A 19,213-nucleotide genomic window follows, 5' to 3' on the forward strand; every position below is an offset into this window, starting at 1 on the left:
GCACGGGCTGTTCTAGAATATAGATCAATGAACCGAGCGAACCTTTCCCAACTGGCCGTGCTCGCAACCGTCGCCCAATGCGGCAGCTTCCGCGGCGCCGCCAAGGAGTTGGCGATCGCGCCGTCGGCGGTCAGCCACGCGGTGTCCAGCCTGGAAGCCCGGCTTGGTGTTCGCCTCCTGTCGCGCAGCACACGCAGTGTCGCGCCCACCGAAGAAGGTGCGCGGCTGCTGGAACGGCTGCGGCCGGCGCTGTCCGAGATCGACCTGGCGCTGGAGACGGCGGTCGAGGCGCGCGACCGGCCAGCCGGCAATCTGCGCCTCAGCGTGCCGCGCACGGCAGCGCATCTGGTGCTGACGCCAAGGCTGGGCGCTTTTGCGGCAGCCTACCCCGACATCGTGCTTGAGATCGTCGTCGAGGATCGCTTCACCGACGTGGTGGAAGGTGGCTTCGATGCCGGCGTGCGACTGGGTGAGAGCCTGCAGCGCGACATGATCGCGGTGCGCATCGGGCCGGATATTCGCGGTGCGGTGGTCGGCGCGCCGTCCTATTTCGAAGCGATGCCGATCCCGCGCCATCCGCGCGACCTTGCCGATCATCGCTGCATCCGTTTCCGCTTTTCCAGCGGCATCCTCTATCGCTGGGAATTCGAGAAGGGGCGCGAGGCGATCGAGATGGCGGTGGAAGGACCGCTTATCCTCGACGAGGACCATCTGATCGCGCAGGCCGCGGTCGACGGCGCCGGGCTGGCCTTCGTTTTCGAGCCCTATGTCCGCGCGCCGCTCGCCGACGGCAGGCTGATCCGCGTGCTGGAGGACTGGTGCCCGTCCTTCGACGGGTTCTTCGTTTACTATCCGAGCCGCCGCCAGATGCGTCCGGCACTCAGGGCTTTCGTCGATTTCTTCAAGGTGAGCGCATGAGGCGCGCTTTACCTTCCCTCTTGTGGGGAGGGTCGGCTCGCAGTCGGAGCGAAGCGGAGATTGCGAGCCGGGAGGGATGCGCCCTACGAGACCCCACCCCGATCCGCTACGCGGATCGACCCTCCCCACAAGGGTAGGGCTATCGCATATGAGTAAAGAGGCTGAGCAGGTCTTGATCGGCCCATCGTGCTTTGAGTCGTTTGTGGCTGAGCGGGATTTTTTCGGGGTCAGCTCTGAGAACATTGAGGGTGAGGCGCCGAAGTATGGCATGGTTGGCGGCTGTGTTGTTCTTGCGGCCTCTGATGTGATCTTCGCCGAGCAGGACGTCGAGTTGCCAGTGCAGGTCATTCTCGATGCTCCAGTGGCGGCGTACTGTGGCCAGCAGTTCGTGTGCCGGCATTTTGCGCGACAGCGCATAGCATCGGACCTTGTGTGTGGTCTTGCCCTCGACGGTGCGCCAGCTTTCGACACGGCCGATGGCGCAAAGGTCGACGAGTGCATTCTTGCCCGGCGTCTGCGCGAAGGGAATGACGAAGGCACGCCGCACCTCGTGACGGCCATGCGCGTCCTCTTCGGTCTGATGGAACTTGGTTGCTTTGCCCGCCGCCGCCTTGTCGAGGGCGGTGTTGGCTTCGGCGGCCAGCTTCGACTGGTTGCCTTTGATGGCGATCACGTAATGGCCACCGCCGTCGCGCACGGTCTTGGTCATGCGGCGATGGCAGTGCAAGGCGTCGGCGGTGACGGTCAAGCCTTTGAGCGACAACAATTCGAGCGCCGCAATCGCGGCCTGCACCTCGCCGCCCTCCTGCGCCACGGTCTGGGCCAAGCTCATGAAGGTGTCGCAGCCAAAGACGGTCACCACCAGCGGCGGCATATGCGAGCGGCCCTTGGCATAGGCGCGCCTGAGGCTCTTGCCGTCGACGGCGACCTGGCCTTTCGGCGCATCGATGCGCGCCTGCTCGCCGAACGCGGCCATGAAGCGCATGAAGGCCTCGTTGAGGGCGACAGGATCGAGAGCCGCCAGCACCCGGCTGAAGGTGTCGTGGCTGGGCGCGCCACGCTCGAGCGGGATGAACTGGCGCAACAAATCGAGCCGGCTCCTGGCAAACAGCTCCATCTCCGTGCAGTGCGTCGCCCCGCAAAGTACCGCCGCAAGCGCGACGAACAAAATCTCCGGCAACGGATGCTGCGCGGTCAAGTCCCGCGGGTCCGGAACCTCGCCGAATACATCCAGGAACACCATGCCGACCTCCGATCATCCAGAGGTCCCCTCAGAATCGATTTCCACACATCGCACAAGAGTACGTTTGTACTCATGTGCGATTCCCCTGCCCACAAGGGGGAGGGTGAAGAGCGTCGGAAGAAACCTGCCCTGCCGTTCGTTCGCCTCCCATGCAGGCGTCAATCACCAACACCCGAACCCGCTACGGCTGGGCAACCATTCTTATTCACTGGCTGATCGGGATCATCTTCATCGGCCAGTTTGGGCTCGGCTTCGTCATGGTGCGGCTCACCAGCCAGCGCGCTGCCTTCGAGCTGATCCAACTGCACAAATCCCTGGGCTTCCTGCTGTTTGGCCTGATCATCCTGCGTATCGCCTGGCGGCTCGGCAATGCGGCGCCGCCCCTGCCGGCCTCGGTTGGCGCCCTGGAGCGGCGTTCAGCACCGCTCGCGCATCTGGCGCTCTATGCGTTCCAGATCGCCCTGCCCTTGTCAGGCTGGGCACTGGTGTCGGTGTCGACGCTGGAAATCCCGACCATGCCGTTCAACCTGTTCGTGATGCCCAACCTGCCGCTCGCCGAGTCCGACCTTGCCGAAAGCCTCTGGGCATCTGTGCACTGGTACCTCGCCTATGCCGGCATCGCGCTCGTCGCGCTGCATGTCGCTGCCGCGTTGCGCCATCACTTCCTGCTGCGCGACAGCGTGCTCACGCGCATGATCACGCCTTCGTCAGGCCGGGAATAGACCTGGCCGGGAATAGATCTGGCCGGGAATAGAACCGGCAGTTGGTTCGTTGATGGGGCGAGGACGCGACCAGCGTTGCCTCCAAAAAGGATTACTCCCCATGTATGCACGCATCTTCGGATTTGCGGCGGTTACCGCTTGCCTTGCCATGCCTGTTTCAGCGGCCATTTCGCTTGGCGAGGCTGCCGGCAGCTATACGATCAATCCGGCGGCCTCCAGCATCCGTTTCACCATCGGCAAGGCCGGTGGCGGGGGCTTCGACGGCGCCTTCGGCCGCTTCAAGGGCACGATCCGCATCGACAATTCCGATGTCGGGCGCTCCAAGGTCGACTTTACCATCTATCCGGAAAGCGTCGGCACCGGCCAGGGCCGCATCGATGCCTTCCTGCGCTCCGACGCGGTGTTCGACGCTGCCAACAGCCCGGAGATCCAGTTTCGTTCGACCAGCGTGACCCGCACCGGCGACACATCAGCCCTTGTCACCGGCCGGCTGACGGCGCGCGGCAAGACGTTTGCGGAAAAGTTCACCGCCGAGTTCGACGGATCGAAGGGCGGCACGATCAAATTCCATGTCACTGGCAAGGTGTTGAGGTCGCGTTACGGCATGGATGTCGGCACGCCGCTCTATTCCAATATCGTCGACTTCGACATGTCGCTGACGGGTAAGCGGGGCTGACCCGGGGGTAAGCGGGGCTGACCTTGGGGTAAGCGGGGTTAGTTGCTACGGCACATCGCATTGGCTTTTCCGGCGATTTCAGGCAAACCTCGTCGCCTGTAAAAATCGGCATGGAGAAGCGTGATGTTCCGATGGGGTGTGTTGTCGACGGCCAAGATCGGCCGCGAGCAGTTGTTGCCGGCAATTGTCGAGGCGGAGAACGGCGTGCTGTCGGCGATCGCCAGCCGCGACCTGTCGAAGGCCAAGGCATTGGCCGAGCGCTTCGGCGCACGCCATGCCTTCGGCTCCTATGAGGAACTGCTTGCCTCCAAGGACATTGACGGCGTCTACATCCCGCTGCCGACCTCGCAGCATGTCGAATGGACGGCGAAGGCCATCGAAGCCGGCAAGCATGTGCTGGTGGAAAAGCCGCTGGCGCTCGACGCCAAGGACATCCCGCCGCTGATCCAGCTGCGCGACCAGAAGAAGGTGCTGGTCTGCGAGGCGTTCATGGTCATCTATCATCCGCAGTGGATCAAGGTGCGCGATCTCATCGCCAGCGGCGCCATCGGCCGGCTGCGCCACGTGCAGGGCGCGTTTTCCTATTACAATGTCGACCCCAACAACATGCGCAACCAGCTCGATCTCGGCGGTGGCGCGCTGCCCGACATCGGCGTCTACCCGACCGTGTCGACGCGCTTTTCGACCGGCAAGGAGCCGCTGCGCGTGCAGGCGACGATCGAGCGCGACAAGAAATTCGGCACCGATATCTACTCCTCGATCCGCGCCGATTTCGGCGACTTCGAACTGTCCTTCTATTTGTCGACGCAGATGGCGGCGCGGCAGGTGATGGTGTTCCACGGCGAGAAGGGTTTCATCGAGGTTTTTTCTCCGTTCAATGCCGGCCTCTACGATCATCACCGCGTCGAACTGCACAACCAGAACCACACCGAGGCGCAGGTGTTCCGCTTTCCGGGCACGCAGCAATACCGGCTGGAGGTCGAGACCTTCGCGCGGGCAGCGGCGGGCGGCAAGGAGCGCGTCTTCACACTGGAGGAGTCCGTGCTCAACCAGAAGGTCATCGACGCCATCTTCCGCGCCGGCGGCAAGGACGGCTGGGAGTCTGTCTAGCTGCTTGCATTAAAATAGCCGGCTAATTCTGGGAGGGGCAATGGCTGACGATGCGGACGTGATCATTGTGGGCGCCGGCCTTGCAGGGCTGGTTGCCGCCGCCGAGTTGGCAGAGGCCGGCAAGAAGATCATCATCGTCGACCAGGAGCCGGAGCAGTCGCTGGGCGGTCAGGCGTTCTGGTCGTTCGGCGGGCTTTTCCTCGTCGATTCACCCGAGCAGCGGCGCATGCGCATCCGCGATTCGCACGATCTGGCGCTCGAGGACTGGCTGGGCACCGCCGCTTTCGACCGGCCGGAAGATGACTGGCCACGCAAATGGGCGGAAGCCTATGTCGGCTTCGCCGCCGGCGAGAAGCGCTCCTGGCTGATGGAGCGCGGTCTGAAGTTCTTTCCGGTCGTCGGCTGGGCCGAGCGCGGCGGCGGCAATGCCATCGGTCACGGCAATTCCGTGCCGCGCTTCCACATCACCTGGGGTACCGGCCCGGGTGTGCTCGAACCTTTCGTCCTGCGCGTACGCGAGGCGCAAAAGCGCGGATCGATCAGCTTCAGATTTCGTCACCGCGTCAACGAACTGACGCGGACGGGCGCTGCCGTCACCGGTGTTCGCGGCGATATCCTTGAGCCGAGCACGGTCGAGCGCGGCCATAAGAGCTCGCGCGAAATATCAGGCGATTTCGAACTTCATGCACAAGCGGTGATCGTCGCTTCCGGCGGCATCGGCGCCAACCATCAGCTTGTCCGGGAAAATTGGCCCAAGCGGCTTGGCGCGGCGCCGAAGCGCATGATCACTGGCGTGCCCGACCATGTCGACGGCCGCATGCTGGCGATCACGGAGCAGGCCGGCGGTTCGATCATCAACCGAGACCGCATGTGGCACTATGTCGAGGGCATCAAGAACTGGGCGCCGATCTGGACCGACCACGCGATCCGTATCCTGCCTGGCCCGTCGTCGCTGTGGCTCGATGCGCGGGGCAAACGCCTGCCGGTACCGCTCTATCCCGGCTTCGACACGCTGGGCACGCTCAGCCATATCATGGGCACCGGCTTCGACTATTCCTGGTTCATCCTGACCAGGAAAATCATCCAGAAGGAGTTCGCCCTGTCGGGCTCCGAACAGAACCCGGACCTGACCGGCAAGAGCTGGCGTCAGGTGCTGGGGCGTGCCACCTCAGGCATACCGGGACCGGTGAAAGCCTTCATGGAGAAGGGCGAGGATTTCATCGTCGAGGCCGATCTTTCGAAGCTGGTCACCCGCATGAACGCGCTGGCCGGCGGCGAGCCGCTGCTCGAACTTGCCCAGGTCGAGCGCGAAATCCGCGCCCGCGACCGGCAGCTCGACAACCCGTTCTCCAAAGACATGCAGATCACCGCGCTGCGTGGCGCGCGGGCCTATCTCGGCGACCGGCTGATCCGCACGGCCAAGCCGCACAAGATGCTCGACCCAGCGAATGGCCCGCTGATCGCGGTGCGTCTCAACATCCTGACCCGCAAGACGCTGGGTGGCCTGCAGACCGATCTCGACAGCCGCGTGCTGGGTGAGGATGGCCAGCCGGTGCCGGGGCTCTATGCCGTTGGCGAGGCCGCCGGTTTCGGCGGCGGCGGCGTGCATGGCTATGCCGCGCTGGAAGGCACCTTCCTCGGCGGCTGCATCTTTTCCGGCCGCGGCGCAGGCCGGGCGGCGGCCGCGGCTATATTATAGACTTGGGCCGGCCAGCCTGCGCTCACCAGAGCCAGGCGCCCTGGCCGAGGGCGGCCACGGCGTCGACGATCCGGGTGAAGCTGGCGCGGGCGCGGCCAACCGTGTGCCTGGCCCGGAGATAGCCGTGCACCAGCCCTGGTTCCTCTAACCAATACGCTCGTCCGCCGGCGGCGACGATGCGGTCGCGGTAGGCCTCGCCGTCCGACGACAGCGGATCGCACTCGGCTGTAATCAGCACCGTCGGCGGCAGGTTGGCGAAATCGGCGTCGGCGAGCGGCGACAGCGTTATGTCGCCGGTCTGGTCCAACCCGCCGGTACGGACATGCTTGTAGAATTCTATATCGCGCGCCGTCAGCATCGGCGCCTCGGCATGCGTCACATAAGAGCCGCGCGAGCGGTCGCTACCGAGGCCGGGATAGATCAGCACCTGGCCAAACGGCCTTTTCGCATGGCCGCGCGTGGCATGGCTGACGGCGGCGCAGAGATTGCCGCCGGCGCTGTCGCCGCAAAGCACGATGGGATGGTCGCGATTTGCGGCAACCCATTCGAAGGCACTCATGGCATCGTCGAAGGCTGCCGGATGCAGATGCTCCGGCGCCAGCCGGTAGTCGACCGAGACCACCTCATAGCCGGTGCGGGCGCAGAGTTCGGCGCAGACATCGTCATGGCTGTCCAGCCCGCCAAGGATGAAGCCGCCGCCATGGATATAGAGCACCGTCGCCGCTGCCTGGCGCGCGCTTCGATAGGAGCGGATCGGGATGTTGTGCGTCGATGTCGCTATGGCGGAGGTTTCGACCGCAACGCCCTCGGGATAGCCGGCAAAGAATTCCCGGCACATGCGGTCGTAGATCGCGCGCTGTTCGGCGATCGTATAATCGATCGTATCTGGCGGGTAATAGGAATTGGTGCGCTCGATGAAGGCCCAGGTCTCGGCGTCGATGAGGGTGCTGTAGTCGGTCATGCTGGCCGCGCCGACTGCAAAGGCTGAGCCCGGGCACCCCCCTCTGGCCTGCCGGCCATCTCCCCCGCAAGGGGGGAGATTGGCAGCTTCGGTTGCAACGCTTTTCTAGCAGCGCTCGTGATTGGCGAAAGCGAAAGTAACATCCGATCTCCCCCCTTGCGGGGGAGATGTCCGGCAGGACAGTGGGGGGTGTGACGGAACGCCATCATTTCCAAACTACCGTCACTTCCCCTTCCACACCGGGTCGCGCTTCTCGGCAAAGGCGCGAAAGCCTTCCATGTTGTCCTCGGAGCCGTAGAGCGCATCGACCGTCGCCAACTGGCGGCGCGTGACCTTGTTCATGGCGTCCTGGAAGGTCAGCGCCTCGGCCACGCGCGCTGTCTCCTTGATCGCGGCGAAGACCAGCGGCGGGCCGCCGGCGAGCAGCCTTGCGATCTCCCAGACGCGGTCCTCGAGCTTGTCCTTGGGCAGCACTTCGTTGACCAGCCCCCAGCGATGCGCCTCGGCGACGTCCATCCAGCGGCCGGTGAGCAGAAGGTCCATGGCGACATGGTAGGGAATGCGCTTCGGCAGCTTGATCGTCGCGGCGTCGGCAAGCGTACCGGCGCGGATTTCGGGCAGCGCGAAGGAGGAATGGTCGGAGGCGTAGATGAGGTCGCAGGACAGCGCCAGCTCGAAGCCGCCGCCGACCGCCATGCCGTTAACGCAAGCAATGACCGGCTTGTTGAGGTCGCGCAGCTCCTGGAGGCCGGCAAAGCCGCCGACGCCATAATCGCCGTCGACCGCGTCGCCGCCGGCAGCCGCCTTCAGGTCCCAGCCGGCGCAGAAGAACTTGTCGCCGGCGGTCTTGACGATGGCGACGCGCAGCTCCGGATCGTCGCGGAACGCCTTGAACGTCTCGCCCATCAGCCGTGACGTCTTCAGGTCGATGGCGTTGGCCTTAGGCCGGTCGAGGGTGACCTCGAGGATGGTGCCCTCGCGGCGGGTCGAAATGACGTCAGGCATTCTTGTTCTCTCCCAGCACCAGCAGCGCGTCGGCGATCCAGGCGCCCTTGCCTTCGGCGCAGACGATCAGCGGGTTGATGTCGAGTTCCTCGATCTCGCCGGCATTCGTCTGCACGAAGGCGGCGATGCCCGCGATGGCGTCGATGGCTGCCTGGACATCGGCCTTCGGCCGGCCGCGATAGCCTTCGAGCAGCGGGAACAGCTTGAGGCCGCGCAGTGCGGCCTCAATGTCGTCGCGCGTTGCCGGCAGCATCAGCGTGACGCTGTCGCGCAGCAATTCGACCAGCACGCCGCCGGTGCCCAACGTCATCACCGCACCGAACATCGGATCGCGGGTGAAGCCGACGATCAGTTCGGCGACGCCGTCGCGCACCATGCGCTCGACATAGAGCCCGGTGCCGAGCGGCAGCAGATCATGCGCCGCCGTGCTGACCGATTCCGCGTCCTTGAGGTTCAGCCTGACAGCGCCGACCTCGGACTTATGGGTGACGCCCAGCGCCTTCAGGGCGACGGGAAAGCCGAGTGCCATCGACGAGATCACCGCCTCGACGGCATTGCCGGCACGCTCGCCCTTCGGCACCGGCAAGCCGGCCATGATCAGCCGCGCCTTGGCTTGCGCCTCGTCAGGCGTGACATGCTCGCCACCGGCGGCACCCGAGGCGGAGGTGTCGACCGGCTGCGCCTGCGGCTCGTGCCAGGCCCAGCCGATGAAGGCCGCCGCCTGGGCGGCGTCCATCGCCTCGGAAATGCCGAACAGCGGCACCATGCCCCGCGCCATCAGCTCGGCGGTGTATTCCTCAGGCAGGTTTTCCGGCAGCGAGGAGACGATGGCGCCGTGCGCCTTGTTGGTCTTCAGCGCCGATTCGAAGGCGCGCAGCGTCGCCCACCAGTCGGTGACCGAGCAGCGGTCCGGGCGCGGAAAGTCGAGCACCAGCATGTTGAGGTCGAAGCCGCCCGACACCATGGCGGTGAAGGTGGCCGTCATCGCCGGCTCGTTGTTCCAGATGAAAGTGTGGTAGTCGAGCGGGTTGGCGACCGCGACTAGCGGCCCGAGCGTCGATTTGACATGGGCGCGATGTCTGTCGGTGAGAACCGGGAAATTGACCCAGCGGCCTTCGGCGCTGTCGGCCATGACCGAGGCTTCGCCACCCGAACAGCTCATCGACGACAGGCGATAGCCGGGCAGCGGGCCGGTGATGTGCAGCAGCTTCAGCGCTTCGATGAAGGCTGGAATGGAATCGACACGAGCGATGCCGAGCCGCCTGAGGAAGGCGCCCGAGGCCGCGTCCGAGCCGGCGAGCGACGCGGTGTGCGAGACCGTCGCTTGCCGCGCCTGCTCGGAGCGGCCGACCTTCATGGCGATGATCGGCTTTTTCAGCTCGCGGGCACGCGCGGCCAGTCTTTCAAAGCCGGCTACCGAATCGAAGGCCTCGATGTGCAGGCCGAGCGATGTCACCCGCTCGTCCTCGATCAGGCCCAGCGCCATTTCGGACAGGCCGGTCTGCGCCTGGTTGCCGGCGGTCATCAGGAAGGCGATCGGCAGGCCGCGCTTCTGCATCGTCATGTTGATGGCGATGTTGGAGGACTGGGTGATGATGGCGACGCCTTTGCCGCCTTGTTCCAGCCGGATACCGCCATGCTGGTCGGGCCACAGCAGCGCGCCATCGGCATAATTGATCAGTCCGTAGCAATTCGGGCCGATGATCGGCATCTCGCCCGCCGCCGCCACCAGCTCTGCCTGCAGCCGCTCGCCATCGTCGTCATAGGCCTCGGTCTCGAGGAAGCCGGCGGCAAAGCAGACGGCGCCGCCGGCACCCCGCTCGGCCAGCGCCTTGACGACCTCGATGGTCAAATGCCGGTTGACGCCGACAAAGGCGGCATCCGGCGCGCCGGGCAGATCCGCCACGGACCGATAGGCCTTGCGTCCGGCAACCTCGTCCTTGGCGGGGTGCACCGGCCAGATTTCGCCGGCAAAGCCCATCTTGATCGATTGCGCCACGACGGCGGCGGCCTGCACGCCGCCGAACACGGCGATCGATTTCGGGCGTAAAAGGCGCTCAAGCTTATGCATATGTCATGCCCCGAACGGGCGCAGCAGCGCCCGCGAAATGATGTGACGCTGGATTTCCGACGTGCCTTCCCAGATGCGTTCGACGCGGGCGTCACGCCAGATGCGTTCCAGCGGCAGGTCGTCCATCAACCCCATGCCGCCATGGATCTGGATGGCCTCGTCAGCGACGAAAGCGAGCATTTCGGTGGCCTTCAGCTTGGCCATGGCCATGTCCTGGTCGGTGACTGTGCCTTGATCGTACTTCCAGCCGGCTTCGAACACCATCAGGTCGGCAGCCTTGAGTTCAGTCGCCATGTCGGCGAGCTTGAACGACACGCCCTGGAACTTGCCGATCTGCTGGCCGAACTGCTGGCGCTGCGCGGAATATTCGATGGCATGGCCGAGCGCCCGCTCGGCGCGGCCGAGACAGGTGGCGCCGACCTGCAGGCGGGTGGCGCCGAGCCAGGAATTGGCGACGTCAAAGCCCTTGTGGACTTCGCCGAGGACCTGGCTTGCGGGCAGACGGCAATCGTCGAATTCGAGAATGGCGTTGGTGTAGCCGCGATGCGAGACGTTGCGGTAGCCATCGCGCACCGTGAAACCCTTGGTGCCCTTGTCGACGAAGAAGGCGGTGATCTTCTTGCGTTTGCCGCGCGCCGTTTCTTCCTCTCCCGAGGCCATGAAACAAATCGCGAAATCGGCAAGGTCGGCGTGGGAGATGAAATGCTTGGTGCCGTTCAGCACCCAGTCGTCACCATCCTGCACGGCGGTCGCCTTCATGCCGCGCAGGTCCGAGCCGGCGCCCGGCTCGGTCATCGCCAGGCAGTCCCATTTCTCGCCACGGATGCAAGGGAACAGGTATTTTTCGCGTTGTTCGGGCGTGCCGGCGAGCAGGATGTTGGAGGGGCGCGCCACGCAGGTCCAGTGCAACGCATAGTTGGCGCGGCCGAGCTCCTTCTCGTAGAGCAGCCAGGTCACCGTATCGAGGCCCGCGCCACCGACATCGGCGGGCATGTTGGCGGCATAAAGACCGGCTTCGATCGCCTTGGCCTTGATCTCCTCGATCAGCTCGCGGCGCAGCACGCCGGTGCGTTCGACCTCGCGCTCATGCGGGTAAAGCTCGTTCTCGACGAAAGCGCGCGTCGTCTCGACGATGAGCTTCTGTTCCTCCGACAGACCGAAATCCATAACCTCAGCCCTTCTTCTTTTTCTTCGGCTTTTCCGCCTTCTTCACCGGCTTCGATGCCTTCGCCTTCTCGGCCGCCTTGGAGGCCGCCGGCTTCTTCGCCGCCAGCTTGGCCAGTTGCCTGGTATAGTCCTTGTGCAGCGCGCCTGCGCCCCAGCCCTTGCCCTTGTTCTGCTTCGACAACGCATCCATGATCGCGACCAGATTGTCGTCGCGGATCTTTTCCAGCTCGCGGATCGACAGGCCGTGGGCCTGGTCGTCCGATTGCGTGGCGATCAGGTCGACCAGTTCGTCGTTGAACTCCGGCACGTCCATCAGCTTGGTCCACGGCCATTTCAGGCAAGGCCCGAACTGCGCCATGAAGTGGCGCATGCCGGCCTCGCCGCCGGCAACGCGATAGACCTGGAACATGCCCATCTGCGCCCAGCGCAGGCCGAAGCCATAGCGCATGATGTCGTCGAGTTCCTCGACGGTGCAGATACCGTCCTTGATCAGCCACAGCGCCTCGCGCCATGCTGCTTCGAGCAGGCGGTCGCCGACGAAAGCTTCGATCTCCTTGCGGATGACGACAGGCTTCATGCCGATCGAGGCATAGATCTCCCTGGCGACCTCGATCGCCTCGGGAAAGGTCTGCTCGCCGCCGACGATCTCGACCAGCGGCAGGAGGTAGACCGGGTTGAACGGGTGGCCGACGACCAACCGCTCCGGATGCTTCTTCATCGCAACCTGCATGTCGGTCGGCTTGATGCCAGAGGTGGACGAGCCGACGATGGCGTTGGCCGGCGCATGGGTGTCGATCTCGGCCAGCACGCGGTGCTTGAGGTCGAGCCGTTCCGGCACGCTCTCCTGGATGAAATCGGCATCGGCGACCGCTTCGGCGATGGTCTTGGCGAAAGTCAGCTTGCCCTCTTTCGGCAGGCCGCCGGGAACCATCTGCTTGTAGGCGCGCCGCGCGCCCTTCATCACTTCCGAAACCTTGCGCGAAGCCTCGGGATCGGGGTCGAAGATCGACACGTCGATGCCGTTCAAGAGCAGGCGCGCCACCCAGCCGGCGCCGATGACACCGCCGCCGATGGCGGCTGCCTTGTTGACGATGCTCATGCGGATGCTCCGGTTCTTGTCTTGGCTGTTTCGAGGTCGATGAGGGGCACGCGCTCGCCGGCGCGAATGACCGAGGGGTCGTAGGCCTTGCGGGCAAAGACCTCGAGCACGAAGGGCCGGAAAAACTCGATCGGCAGCGTGTCGTAGTCGGGGTCGAAGCTCGACTGGTCCCAGCGTTCGCAAAACTGGTCGCAATCGTCGAAATAGGCGTGGCCGGCGAAGCGGTCGCGGGCATGGCGATTGCCGCCCAGATGATGGGCATAATAGAGGCGCTGGAAATCGCCGTGCTTTTCCACCACCCACGTGCATTGCTCGCGCACGAAGGGCTTCAGGATCGAAGCGGCGTATTCATCGTGATTATAGGGCGCGTAGATGTCGCCGATGTCGTGCAGCACCGCGCAGGCGATCCAGTCGGTGTCGGCGCCGTCGCGCCAGGCGCGCGTCGCCGCCCGCAGCGAATGGCCGAGCCGGGTGATCTTGTAGCCGGACAGGCCCTCGTCGAGCTGAACCAGCGCGTCGAGCAGCCGCTCGCCGGTCTTGGCGGCGTAGTCGATCTCATGGGCGGTCAGGAACTCGTAATCGTCCCTGTCGCCATCCTTCATCGCGGTGAATTTGACGGTTGTCATGTTCGAGGCCCTCCAAGCTATGCCGCGATCGGTGCCCGCTTGGTCAGGTTCAGCTTCTTGCGCACTTCTTCCGGGCCAAGGATCCTGGCGCCGAGATTGGTGACGATGCTGGCGGCGCGCTCGACCAGTTGCGCGTTGGTGGCCAGCACGCCCTTGTCGAGCCAGAGATTGTCTTCCAGCCCGACGCGGACATTGCCGCCGGCCAGCACTGCCGCGGCGGCATAGGCCATCTGGTTGCGGCCGATGGCAAAGGCCGACCAATTCCAGGTCGACGGCACATTGTTGACCATGGCCATGAAGGTGTTGAGGTCGTCAGGCGCGCCCCACGGCACGCCCATGCAGAGCTGCACCAGCGCATCGGGGTTGAGCACCTTCTCCTCGACCAGTTGCTTGGCGAACCAGAGATGGCCGGTGTCGAAGGCCTCGATCTCAGGCTTGACGCCGAGCGCCGTCATCATGCCGCCCATGGCGCGCAGCATGCCGGGCGTGTTGGTCATGACGTAGTCTGCCTCGGCGAAGTTCATGGTGCCGCAATCCAGCGTGCAGATCTCCGGCAGGCACTGACGCACATGTTCCATGCGGTTGGTGGCGCCGCCCATGTCGGTGCCCTTTTCGTTGAGCGGCAGCGGCGCTTCGGGCGAGCCGAACACCATGTCGCCACCCATACCTGCGGTCAGGTTGAGCACGACATCGACATTGGCTTCGCGGATGCGCTCGGTGACTTCGCGGTAGAGATGCACGTCGCGCCTGGGCTTGCCGGTTTCGGGGTCGCGCACATGGCAGTGGACGATGGCAGCCCCTGCCTTGGCGGCATCGATGGCCGAATCGGCGATCTGCTTGGGCGAGCGCGGCACATGCGGGCTGCGATCCTGCGAGCCGCCGGACCCGGTCACGGCACAGGTAATGAAGACCTCACGGTTCATCGCAAGCGGCATGGAACTCTCCTCCCATAGATACAGACCCCAACAATGCCCGACTTGCCGGAAACTGTTTTGCGTTTTACGAAGCTTCCATGACCAAAAGCGAAAAACCGACGATCTTTCGCGCCGAGCGCTCGCCGCTCAAGGTGACGCTGCTGGTGTTTTCCGGCTCGTCGATCATGTGCGTGGCCTCGGCCGTCGATCCGCTGCGCGCCGCCAACCGCATCTCCGGCGAGACCCTGTTCGATTTCAAGCTGGTCTCGGTGACCGGCGAGGCTCCGGTCACCACATGCGGGCTGCCGGTGGCGGTCAGCGGGCGCTTCGACGCGGCCGCGCCAACCGACGTTCTCGTCGTCGTCGCCGGTTTCGGCACCCAGAATTATGCCACGACAGCGCTGCTGTCAGGGCTGCGGCGAGCGGCTCGCGCGGCCCGCGCATGCGGCGGCGTCGAGGCCGGCACCTGGCTGGTCGCCCGCGCCGGCCTTTTGGAGGGGCGCAGCGCCACCACCCACTGGGAAGACATGGAGGATTTCTCGTCGGCCTTTCCCGGCGTCGATGTCCGCCCGGACCGCTATGTCATCGACGGGCCGGTGTTCACCTCGGGCGGCGCCTCGCCGACCTTCGACCTGATGCTGCATTTGATTCGCACGCGGCTCGGCATGGCGGTGGCGCTCGATGTCGCCAGCGTCTTCATCTACGACCAGGCCCGTGCCGCGACCGACGCACAGCCATTGGTCTCGCTCGGCCGGCTCGACGGCTACGATCCGCGCCTGGCGCAGGCTATCCGGCTGATGGAATCGCATGTCGACCAGCCGCTGACCATCGAAGCGGTGGCCAAGCGCGCCGGGGTGACGGCGCGCACGCTGGAAAGCATTTTTCGCAGATCGATCGGAGAGACGCCGGGCGCCTATTATCTCAGGCTGCGGCTGGCTGCGGCGCGCCGGCTGGTGGTCGACACGCGGGTGGCCATGGCGGATATTGCCGGGCGGACAGGGTTCTCGTCCGCCGCGGCATTTTCCAGAGCGTTTTCAAGAGCTTTCGGCGAAGCACCGGTCAGGCTGCGCCGAGGATAGTTTCAGTTCGGGGAGATTATGCGGCGTTCTGACGGTCGCCGCCAGCGTCGATCTGCGAGCGCATCTGTCTTGCCAGCCGGACCTCAAAACGGTTGCTGACGGCGCGATCCCATTGGTTCTTCACGTCGTCGGTCGGCCTCGGCAGCGCCATCAGCCGGTCGATGATCGATCCGGTCTCGCCGGATGCCAGTAGGGCGTCGATTTCGCGTTCGTGCTGCATATCGGTTCGCCTCCTTCCTTTTCACCCGCCACAGGTCATTCTTATACGAGATACGTGACGGCAGTTTGAAGGCAAGAGCGAGGCCATTGAGCGGCGTCTGGGGGCAAAAGCTTGTCGACGGACGGGCGTTGGCGCAAGCCCGTTCCAGGGCGGCGGGAATGTTATCCAGCCGCCCTCAAGCAATACGAATCGGCCTAACGATCTCAGACGTAGCGGTTGACGATATTTTCCAGCAGTTCCTGGCGGCCGGAGCGCGGCTGCGGCTCAATCTTCTTCTTCACCACGCGCTCTGCGATATCCTCCAGCGTGCGCTCGCCCGACAGCATCGCCTTGGCCTCGGCACTGTTCCAGCCGGCATAGCGCTCGGCGAGCGGCGCGGACAGTGCCTTGTCCTCGACCATGCGGGCGGCGGCCTTCAGGCCGCGTGCGCAGGCGTCCATGCCGCCGATATGGCCGATCAGCAGATCCTGCGGGTCGAGCGACTGGCGGCGCAGCTTGGCATCGAAGTTGGTGCCGCCGGTCTTGAAGCCGCCGGCCTGCAGGACCTGATAATAGGCCAGCGCCATCTCCGGCACATTGTTGGGGAATTGGTCGGTGTCCCAGCCCGACTGGTAGTCGTTGCGGTTCATGTCGATCGAGCCGAACACGCCGAGCGCATTGGCCAGCGCCAGTTCGTGCTCGAAGGAATGGCCGGCCAGGATGGCATGGCCCTGCTCGATGTTGAGCTTGACCTCCTTCTCCAGGCCGAACCGCTTGAGGAAGCCGTAAACGGTGGCGACGTCGTAATCGTACTGGTGCTTGGTCGGCTCCTGCGGCTTCGGCTCGATCAGGATGGTGCCCTTGAAGCCGATCTTGTGCTTGTAGTCGACGACGAGGCTGAGGAAACGGCCGGCCTGCTCCTGCTCGCGGGCAAGATCGGTGTTGAGCAGCGTCTCATAGCCTTCGCGGCCGCCCCACAGCACGTAGTTCTCGCCCTTCAGCCGCTTGGTGACGTCGATGCAGCTTTTCACCGTCGCCGCCGCGTAGGCGAACACATCCGGATCGGGATTGGTGGCGGCGCCCGACATGAAGCGGCGGTTGGAAAACAGGTTCGCCGTGCCCCACAAAAGCTTGACGCCGCTCTGCTTCATCTTGCCCGCGAAATAATCGGCGATTTCGTCCAGCCGGGCGGCGCTCTCGGAGAAATCCTTGCCCTCGGGCCGCACATCGGCGTCGTGGAAGCAGAAATAGGGCGCACCGAGCAGCGAGAACATCTCGAAGGCGACGTCCGCCTTCAGCTTGGCCAGTTCCATCGTGTCGACGCCACCGGCCTTGGGGAACCACGGGCGGTCGAAAGTCTGGCCGCCGAACGGATCGCCGCCCGGCCAGGCGAAGGAATGCCAGTAGGCGACGGCGAAGCGCAAATGGTCTTCCAGCCGCTTGCCCGCCACCACCTCATCAGGGTTGTAGAACCGATAGGCCAGCGGATTGGTCGAATCCGGTCCCTCGTATTTGATCTTCTGGATGTCGCCGAAAAATCCGCTGCTCATGATTTCTGTCCTCTCTCGAATAGGTCTCGGGTAATTCGCCTTGATTACCTCAGGCGTAATTGGTTTCGGGTCCGCGGTGGTCGAAAAGGCTCATGTCAAAGCCGTCAAGCAAAGGAGACAGACCATGACCGACCTCAACACAATCGCCGAGGGCTACATCACCGCCTGGAACGAAAGCGATGCCAGCCGCCGCGCCGAATTGCTGAAGGCCACCTTCACCGAAGACGTCAGCTATCGCGATCCGATCATGCAGGGCGACGGACACGAAGGCGTCGCAGCCCTGATCGACGGCGTGCAGCAGCGCTTTGCCGGCTTCCGGTTCTCGCTGAAGGGCACGCCGGACGGGTTTGCCGACAAGATCCGCTTCTCCTGGAACCTTGGCCCGGAGGGTGTCCCTTCGGTCATCGAAGGCACGGATATCGGCATTATCGAGAACGGACGCCTGAAGAGCATTACCGGCTTCCTCGACAAGGTGCCGGCGCAGTGAGGGTTTCTGGGTAAGGCAGGTGCGAGGCGCCCCCCTCCGGCCTGCCGGCCATCTCCCCCTCAGGGGGGGAGATTGGCTGTCTTTCCCGCCTTCGCTAATTATCAACCTTGCAAGACGAGCAAAGCCGCCAAAGCTGCCGATCTCCCCCCTTGAGGGGGAGATGCCCGGCAGGGCAGAGGAGGGCGCCTCGCACTGACTCACGCGGTTACGGCCCTGATCGCCGGATACAGCGCCCGGTAGCGCTGATAGGCGTCAGCATATGCTCCGCCAAGTGCTGCATCCGGTTCGATCGTGGCGTCCGTCTTCGGCGCCGTGCACACCGCCAGCGGATCCGCGCCGGTCGCCGCGATCAGGCCGAGCCTGGCGGCGCCAAAGGCGGCGCCGAAATCGCCGTCGGCGGGAATATCCACCGGCAGCTGCAGCGCGGTGGCGATCGCCTTCAGCCAGTAGCGCGAGCGCGAACCGCCGCCGATCGCCGTCGCGCGCGTCAGCACGGTACCGGCTGTCTTCAGGGCTTCGAGACTGTCGCGGAAGGCAAAGGCGACGCCTTCGAGCACCGCCTGGGTCAGCACCGCACGGCTCGATTCATGCGCCAGCCCGGTGAAGGAGCCGCGAATGGCGGAATCATTGTGCGGTGTGCGCTCGCCCGAAAGGTAGGGCAGGAACGACACGCCGCTCGGCGCTTTCAACGCATCGCCGAGTTCCGTTGTCAGCTCGCCCGCGCCCTTGCCCGTGATCTCCGATAGCCAGTTGAGCGAATCGGTCGCCGACAGGATCACGCCCATCTGATGCCAGGTGTTGGGCAGCGCGTGGCAGAAAGTATGGACCGCGCTTGCCGGGTTGGGCAGATAGGATGCGTTGGCGGCAAACAGCACGCCCGACGTGCCCAGTGAAACAAAGGCATGGCCGGCACCGACCGTGCCCATGCCGCAGGCCGAAGCCGCATTGTCGCCGGCGCCGCCGGCAACCGGGATGCCCGCCTCGACGCCCCATTTCGACGCCAATTCGGCGCGCAATCCGCCGGCCTTCCCGGTGCCCTCGACAAGGGACGGCATCTGCGTCTCGTCGAGCGACGTGGCGGCGAGCAGATCCCCGGACCAGCGGCGCTTGCCGACATCGAGCCAGGCCGTGCCGGCCGCATCAGACATTTCCGAAATGTGTTCGCCGGTCAGCCAAAGCCGCAGGAAATCCTTCGGCAGCAGCACCTTGGCCACTTTGGCGAAGACCGCGGGCTCGTTGTTCTTCACCCAGGCGAGCTTCGGCGCGGTGAAGCCAGGAAAGACGATGTTGCCGGTGAGTGCGCGGAAACGCGGATCGGCGTCCAGCGCTGCCGCCTCGACATGACTGCGCGTGTCGTTCCACAGGATGCAGGGGCGTAGCACCCCGTCAGCCGCATCGAGCAAGGTCGCGCCATGCATCTGGCCCGACAGGCCGATGCCTTTCACCGCCGCGAACTGGCGGGGATGGGAAGCTTTCAGTTCGGCGATCGCCTCTTCGCAGGCGCGTATCCAGTGCGACGGATCCTGTTCGGACCAGCCGGGATGCGGCCGCGAGACGTCAAGCGAACCATGGCCGGAGCCGATGACGGATTGTCCGGCATCGATCAGCAGCGCCTTGACGCCCGACGTGCCCAGGTCGAGGCCGAGATACATGTTATCCTCCCATGCCATTATTTTTTTCGGATCTC

The 19,213-nt window shown here is 64.7% G+C and carries 18 protein-coding genes; 7 read left to right on the plus strand and 11 right to left on the minus strand.

The window, feature by feature from the left end; all coding sequences use genetic code 11:
• Positions 1–27: 27 nt before the first annotated feature.
• Entirely contained in the window at positions 28–918 is an 891-nt protein-coding gene (locus tag MESOP_RS02135; protein WP_013891671.1) for a LysR family transcriptional regulator, read from the plus strand.
• Positions 919–1,057: 139 nt separating this feature from the next.
• Here MESOP_RS02135 and MESOP_RS02140 read toward each other — a convergent pair whose 3' ends face one another.
• A complete protein-coding gene (locus MESOP_RS02140; RefSeq protein ID WP_013891672.1) occupies positions 1,058–2,161 on the minus strand; it encodes an ISAs1 family transposase in 1,104 nt (367 codons plus the stop codon).
• Between the two features lie 149 nt (positions 2,162–2,310).
• On the opposite strand from MESOP_RS02140, the gene MESOP_RS02145 reads away from it, so the two are divergent.
• The 4 genes from MESOP_RS02145 to MESOP_RS02160 all read left to right on the plus strand — a co-directional run bounded on the left by MESOP_RS02145 (position 2,311) and on the right by MESOP_RS02160 (position 6,368).
• The gene (locus MESOP_RS02145) at positions 2,311–2,883 is read left to right on the plus strand and encodes a cytochrome b (RefSeq protein ID WP_013891673.1); all 573 of its coding nucleotides are present in this window, start codon (positions 2,311–2,313) and stop codon (positions 2,881–2,883) included.
• Between the two features lie 100 nt (positions 2,884–2,983).
• Positions 2,984–3,559: a YceI family protein gene (locus tag MESOP_RS02150; protein WP_013891674.1), complete on the plus strand. Its 576-nt coding sequence runs from the start codon at positions 2,984–2,986 to the stop codon at positions 3,557–3,559.
• Positions 3,560–3,682: 123 nt separating this feature from the next.
• Positions 3,683–4,669: a Gfo/Idh/MocA family protein gene (locus MESOP_RS02155; protein WP_013891675.1), complete on the plus strand. Its 987-nt coding sequence runs from the start codon at positions 3,683–3,685 to the stop codon at positions 4,667–4,669.
• 40 nt (positions 4,670–4,709) lie between these two features.
• Complete coding sequence (locus MESOP_RS02160; RefSeq protein WP_013891676.1) at positions 4,710–6,368, plus strand: FAD-binding dehydrogenase; 1,659 nt, start codon at positions 4,710–4,712, stop codon at positions 6,366–6,368.
• Between the two features lie 22 nt (positions 6,369–6,390).
• Here MESOP_RS02160 and MESOP_RS02165 read toward each other — a convergent pair whose 3' ends face one another.
• From MESOP_RS02165 to bcoG, 7 genes are all read right to left on the minus strand, one after another.
• Positions 6,391–7,329: an alpha/beta hydrolase gene (locus MESOP_RS02165; RefSeq protein ID WP_013891677.1), complete on the minus strand. Its 939-nt coding sequence runs from the start codon at positions 7,327–7,329 to the stop codon at positions 6,391–6,393.
• Positions 7,330–7,551: 222 nt separating this feature from the next.
• On the minus strand, positions 7,552–8,334 hold the full coding sequence (locus MESOP_RS02170; protein ID WP_013891678.1) for a carnitinyl-CoA dehydratase: 783 nt from the start codon (positions 8,332–8,334) through the stop codon (positions 7,552–7,554).
• Complete coding sequence (locus MESOP_RS02175) at positions 8,327–10,405, minus strand: acetate--CoA ligase family protein (protein WP_013891679.1); 2,079 nt, start codon at positions 10,403–10,405, stop codon at positions 8,327–8,329. The genes MESOP_RS02170 and MESOP_RS02175 overlap by 8 nt, the downstream gene beginning before the upstream one ends.
• Positions 10,406–10,408: 3 nt before the next feature.
• Complete coding sequence (locus MESOP_RS02180) at positions 10,409–11,572, minus strand: acyl-CoA dehydrogenase family protein (RefSeq protein WP_013891680.1); 1,164 nt, start codon at positions 11,570–11,572, stop codon at positions 10,409–10,411.
• Between the two features lie 4 nt (positions 11,573–11,576).
• Positions 11,577–12,671 (minus strand): carnitine 3-dehydrogenase, encoded by a 1,095-nt coding sequence (locus tag MESOP_RS02185; protein ID WP_013891681.1) that lies wholly within the window; start codon positions 12,669–12,671, stop codon positions 11,577–11,579.
• Positions 12,668–13,297: an HD domain-containing protein gene (locus MESOP_RS02190; protein WP_013891682.1), complete on the minus strand. Its 630-nt coding sequence runs from the start codon at positions 13,295–13,297 to the stop codon at positions 12,668–12,670. The genes MESOP_RS02185 and MESOP_RS02190 overlap by 4 nt, the downstream gene beginning before the upstream one ends.
• Before the next feature lie 17 nt (positions 13,298–13,314).
• A complete protein-coding gene (gene bcoG, locus MESOP_RS02195) occupies positions 13,315–14,232 on the minus strand; it encodes a 3-dehydrocarnitine:acetyl-CoA trimethylamine transferase BcoG (RefSeq protein ID WP_013891683.1) in 918 nt (305 codons plus the stop codon).
• 77 nt (positions 14,233–14,309) lie between these two features.
• Here bcoG and MESOP_RS02200 point away from each other — a divergent pair, with 77 nt between their 5' ends.
• The gene (locus tag MESOP_RS02200; protein WP_013891684.1) at positions 14,310–15,290 is read left to right on the plus strand and encodes a GlxA family transcriptional regulator; all 981 of its coding nucleotides are present in this window, start codon (positions 14,310–14,312) and stop codon (positions 15,288–15,290) included.
• Positions 15,291–15,306: 16 nt separating this feature from the next.
• Here MESOP_RS02200 and MESOP_RS02205 read toward each other — a convergent pair whose 3' ends face one another.
• A complete protein-coding gene (locus tag MESOP_RS02205) occupies positions 15,307–15,510 on the minus strand; it encodes a hypothetical protein (RefSeq protein ID WP_013891685.1) in 204 nt (67 codons plus the stop codon).
• Between the two features lie 203 nt (positions 15,511–15,713).
• Positions 15,714–17,039, minus strand: coding sequence for a xylose isomerase (xylA, locus tag MESOP_RS02210; protein ID WP_013891686.1), 1,326 nt, complete (start codon positions 17,037–17,039; stop codon positions 15,714–15,716).
• A 124-nt stretch (positions 17,040–17,163) separates the two neighbouring features.
• Between xylA and MESOP_RS02215 the strand changes: the two genes are divergently transcribed.
• Positions 17,164–17,526 carry a nuclear transport factor 2 family protein gene (locus tag MESOP_RS02215; protein WP_013891687.1) on the plus strand — a complete coding sequence of 121 codons (363 nt, stop codon included), beginning with the start codon at positions 17,164–17,166 and terminating at the stop codon, positions 17,524–17,526.
• Between the two features lie 197 nt (positions 17,527–17,723).
• Here MESOP_RS02215 and xylB read toward each other — a convergent pair whose 3' ends face one another.
• A complete protein-coding gene (xylB, locus tag MESOP_RS02220) occupies positions 17,724–19,178 on the minus strand; it encodes a xylulokinase (RefSeq protein ID WP_013891688.1) in 1,455 nt (484 codons plus the stop codon).
• Between the last annotated feature and the right edge of the window lie 35 nt (positions 19,179–19,213).

The organism is Mesorhizobium opportunistum WSM2075, from assembly GCF_000176035.2.
Lineage (GTDB): Bacteria > Pseudomonadota > Alphaproteobacteria > Rhizobiales > Rhizobiaceae > Mesorhizobium > Mesorhizobium opportunistum.

Excerpts from the sequence above, each read along its gene's own strand:
- MESOP_RS02145 (WP_013891673.1), top strand. The coding sequence starts at position 2,311 with ATGCAGGCGTCAATCACCAACACCCGAACCCGCTACGGCTGGGCAACC.
- MESOP_RS02155 (WP_013891675.1), top strand. The coding sequence starts at position 3,683 with ATGTTCCGATGGGGTGTGTTGTCGACGGCCAAGATCGGCCGCGAGCAG.
- MESOP_RS02185 (WP_013891681.1), bottom strand. The coding sequence starts at position 12,671 with ATGAGCATCGTCAACAAGGCAGCCGCCATCGGCGGCGGTGTCATCGGC.
- MESOP_RS02160 (WP_013891676.1), top strand. The coding sequence starts at position 4,710 with ATGGCTGACGATGCGGACGTGATCATTGTGGGCGCCGGCCTTGCAGGG.
- MESOP_RS02200 (WP_013891684.1), top strand. The coding sequence starts at position 14,310 with ATGACCAAAAGCGAAAAACCGACGATCTTTCGCGCCGAGCGCTCGCCG.
- MESOP_RS02150 (WP_013891674.1), top strand. The coding sequence starts at position 2,984 with ATGTATGCACGCATCTTCGGATTTGCGGCGGTTACCGCTTGCCTTGCC.
- MESOP_RS02175 (WP_013891679.1), bottom strand. The coding sequence starts at position 10,405 with ATGCATAAGCTTGAGCGCCTTTTACGCCCGAAATCGATCGCCGTGTTC.
- bcoG (WP_013891683.1), bottom strand. The coding sequence starts at position 14,232 with ATGCCGCTTGCGATGAACCGTGAGGTCTTCATTACCTGTGCCGTGACC.
- MESOP_RS02180 (WP_013891680.1), bottom strand. The coding sequence starts at position 11,572 with ATGGATTTCGGTCTGTCGGAGGAACAGAAGCTCATCGTCGAGACGACG.
- MESOP_RS02190 (WP_013891682.1), bottom strand. The coding sequence starts at position 13,297 with ATGACAACCGTCAAATTCACCGCGATGAAGGATGGCGACAGGGACGAT.
- MESOP_RS02135 (WP_013891671.1), top strand. The coding sequence starts at position 28 with ATGAACCGAGCGAACCTTTCCCAACTGGCCGTGCTCGCAACCGTCGCC.
- MESOP_RS02140 (WP_013891672.1), bottom strand. The coding sequence starts at position 2,161 with ATGGTGTTCCTGGATGTATTCGGCGAGGTTCCGGACCCGCGGGACTTG.
- MESOP_RS02215 (WP_013891687.1), top strand. The coding sequence starts at position 17,164 with ATGACCGACCTCAACACAATCGCCGAGGGCTACATCACCGCCTGGAAC.
- xylB (WP_013891688.1), bottom strand. The coding sequence starts at position 19,178 with ATGTATCTCGGCCTCGACCTGGGCACGTCGGGCGTCAAGGCGCTGCTG.
- MESOP_RS02165 (WP_013891677.1), bottom strand. The coding sequence starts at position 7,329 with ATGACCGACTACAGCACCCTCATCGACGCCGAGACCTGGGCCTTCATC.
- MESOP_RS02205 (WP_013891685.1), bottom strand. The coding sequence starts at position 15,510 with ATGCAGCACGAACGCGAAATCGACGCCCTACTGGCATCCGGCGAGACC.
- xylA (WP_013891686.1), bottom strand. The coding sequence starts at position 17,039 with ATGAGCAGCGGATTTTTCGGCGACATCCAGAAGATCAAATACGAGGGA.
- MESOP_RS02170 (WP_013891678.1), bottom strand. The coding sequence starts at position 8,334 with ATGCCTGACGTCATTTCGACCCGCCGCGAGGGCACCATCCTCGAGGTC.